The sequence below is a fragment of the Streptomyces sp. NPDC054847 genome, from assembly GCF_053610925.1.
Map to the genome: position 1 here is coordinate 1 of NZ_JBSGZJ010000715.1, position 2,064 is coordinate 2,064.

3 protein-coding genes are annotated in these 2,064 nt (G+C 74.8%); all 3 read left to right on the top strand.

Annotation, left to right across the window (positions count from 1 at the left end):
• Window positions 1–968: AMP-binding protein (locus ACWGH4_RS34575; RefSeq protein WP_453467804.1), on the top strand; the 968-nt coding region annotated here is incomplete at its 5' end.
• Entirely contained in the window at window positions 965–1,222 is a 258-nt protein-coding gene (locus tag ACWGH4_RS34580; RefSeq protein WP_159682266.1) for a phosphopantetheine-binding protein, read from the top strand. The genes ACWGH4_RS34575 and ACWGH4_RS34580, both read left to right, overlap by 4 nt.
• A 2-nt stretch (window positions 1,223–1,224) precedes the next feature.
• On the top strand, window positions 1,225–2,064 hold an 840-nt coding region (locus ACWGH4_RS34585; RefSeq protein WP_453467806.1), incomplete at its 3' end, for a hypothetical protein.

Here is a 2,064-nt window from a genome sequence, read left to right on the forward strand (position 1 = left end):
GTGTCCACGCGCAGCTCAAGCCAGGCCAGGCCGGGCAGCCTCATCTCGGCGCGCAGCCGCAGCAGCCGCCCCGGATCGTGCCGCTCGCCCGCACCGCCGTGGACCGCTTCACCACCTGGGCCGCCCGCCGCTTCGGCATCGGCCCCGGCACCACCGTCCTCGGCGCCGGCACCCTCGCCGCAGGCTCGAGCCTCCTCGACCTGTGGACCCCCCTCGCCGCCGGCGCCACCGTCGTCCTCGCCGAACCCGGCCGGGCCGCGGACACCACCGCCCTGCTGGAACTCCTCACCACCCACGACATCCATGTCGTGGCCGCCCGCCCCACGCTCTACGGGCCGCTCACCGACGCCGCCCGCGCCGCCGGCACCACCCTGAACGGCGTCCGCCACGCCGTGCTCACCGGCCGCGCCCTGCCCGACCGCACCGTCGCCGCGCTGCCGCGCCTGTTCCCCGGCGCACGCCTTACCAACCTCTACGGCTGCACCGAGACCGGCCCCAGCCTCGTCCACGAGACCGGCCCCGGAGCCGCCGTCTTCCCGCCCGTCCCCGTCGGCCTGCCCCTGCCCGGCGTGCGGACCCTCCTCATCGGCGCCCACGGCACACCCGTCCACGGCCCCGGCACCGGCGAACTGTACGTCTCCACCCCCTTCCAGTCGCCCGGCCACCTCGGCCGCACCGCCCACCGCGACCCGTTCACCGCCCACCCCCTGGGCGCCGACGACGGCCGCACCTGGTTCCGCACCGGCGACCTGGCCCGCCGCGACGCCGACGGCCTGCTCCACCTGACCGGCCGCGCCGGCGACACCCGGACCACCGTCCGCGGCACCCGGCACCGGACCGGCACGCCCGCCCCCGCCGCCCGGCGGGTCACCGCCGCACAACGGCCCCCCGCCACCACCCGACGGGTCGGACGCGCCGCGCCCGGCCGACCGCACGAACCGATCCCAGTCCAAGGAAGGACGTCATGAGCCACAACGACACCATCAAGAAGTTCGTCATCGAGGAATTCCTGCCCGACCTTGGTGTCCACGAGCTTGCCGACGACCACGACCTGCTCTCCGACGGCGTCATCGACTCCCTCGGCGTGCTCAAGCTCATCGCCTGGGTCGAGGACCACTTCCAGCTCGCCGTCGGCGACGCCGACCTGGACCCCGACAACTTCCGCAGCGTGCGCGCCATCGACGCCTTCATCGAGGACGCCCGCCAGGGGGTGAGCAGCTAGCCATGCATCCCGCGCTCACCGGCCTGCTCGCAGGCGCCCCGGTGACCGAGCGCGAGACCTGGCGATCACTGTGGGACCGGCTCGGTGACGGCACGCTCGAAAAGGAGCAGGCCGTCGCCCTGCTGGCCTCCCTGACCACCAGCCTCCCCGGCCACCAGACCCTCGACGCCCTGCTGGAGACCCTGCGGGAGCGCAGAACCACGCCCCCGCCCGGCCCCTGGCCCGGCACCGTCAACATCGTCGGCACCGGCGGAGGACCCGCCACCTTCAACATCTCCACCGCCGCCGCGGTCACCGCCGCGGCCACCGGCGTACGGGTCGTCAAGACCGGCTCCCGCGCCTACACCTCCAGCCTCGGCTCCGTCGACCTGCTGGAGCGGCTCGGGATCCGCCTGACCGCCTCCTACGGGCAGACCGAGCAGATGCTCGAGCGGTACGGCATCGCGTTCGCCGGCCCGTTCGTCTACCCGGCCGAACTGACCCGCCTGGCCCGCACGGTGGCACCGCTCGGCATGAAACCGTTCGGCCGCTTCCTCAACGCGCTGGGCCCCTTCCTCGCCGACCTGCCGGTCACCGCCCAGGTCACCGGCGTCAGCGCCGCCATGCCGCTGCCCGTGCTGCGCGAACTCGCCCGCACACTCCCCGGCCGGCGGATCTGGCTGACCTCCAACGACCAGGGGGCCGACGAACTCCTCGGCTTCGCCGACAACACCGTCCACCTCGACGACGGCAGCGTCCGGCGGCTCGCACCCGGCGAACTCGTCGCGCCCGGCGGCGGATTCGACGACCTGCGCCCCGTGCCGCCCGCCGACGCCGCGGACCACTTCCTCGCCGTCCTCGCC